Raw genomic sequence first — 976 nt, 5'->3', positions numbered from 1 at the left:
AAAACTTTCCCAGTTTTCACTCAATTCATAAACGTTGACAAAAAAGAATTCTCCTTTAGCAGTTCTTTGAGGTATCTTTTCTGAAAAATATTCTGGATAATCTTCTTTGATTTTTGTCAAAACATCCTTCTTAGTTTCTAAATCAAAGTAGAGTCTTCGTTCTACTTGCTGAGAGTAGTAACTATCTTTGCTTTCTTTTCTATGATTAATTCTCACAAACCAATTTGCCATCTACCCCTCCACACTTGAAAATTTTGTGTATTCTTTGTGAAAATATAGTTTAACCGTCCCTAAACTACCATGACGATTCTTCTCCAGGATCATCTCGGTCACGTTATTCGCTTCTTGACTATCTGCTTGCTCCTTTTGGTAGTAGGCCTCGCGATACAAGAATGCTACAATATCAGCATCTTGCTCAATAGAGCCAGACTCTCTCAAATCTGCTAACATCGGGCGCTTGTCCTGTCTCTGCTCAACTGCACGGCTTAACTGTGACAAGGCAATGACAGGTACTTTCAAATCTTTAGCAAGTATCTTCAATTCCCTTGAAATCTCTGAAACGATCTGCTGACGATTCTCGCCCTTTGCCCCAGTTATCAACTGCAAGTAGTCAATGATGATGACACCCAGACCGCCCATTTCTTGAGCGAGTTTTCGAGCATTTGAGCGTATCTCTGGAATCCGAATACCAGCAGTATCATCCACAAAGATAGGCGCATCATAGAGATTATTTTGAGCTTGCACAAGACGTTTCCATTCGTCTGTACTCAAATTCCCAGTCTTCAGATGATAAGCTGGAACCATGCCCTCTGATGCCAACATACGCTCAATCAGTTCCTCTGCACCCATTTCGAGTGAGAAGATGACAGCAGGCTTTCCTTCCTTGGTGGCTACATACTTAGCGATATTAAGAGCCAATGCCGTCTTACCCATAGCAGGACGTGCAGCAAGGATGATAAGATTCCCTTCATGAAGG

The 976-nt window shown here is 41.6% G+C and carries 2 protein-coding genes; both read right to left on the bottom strand.

What is annotated here, in order from left to right:
• On the bottom strand, positions 1-231 hold a 231-nt coding region (locus HMPREF2805_RS00265), incomplete at its 3' end, for a hypothetical protein (protein ID WP_148131556.1).
• On the bottom strand, positions 232-976 hold a 745-nt coding region (locus tag HMPREF2805_RS00260), incomplete at its 5' end, for a DnaB-like helicase C-terminal domain-containing protein (protein ID WP_148131555.1).

Origin of the sequence: Streptococcus sp. HMSC034E03 (assembly GCF_001811505.1) — a bacterium.
In the GTDB taxonomy this organism is placed as follows: domain Bacteria; phylum Bacillota; class Bacilli; order Lactobacillales; family Streptococcaceae; genus Streptococcus.
The sequence above is the reverse complement of the archived record's forward strand: the minus strand, read 5'-3'. Positions and strand labels throughout refer to the sequence as shown.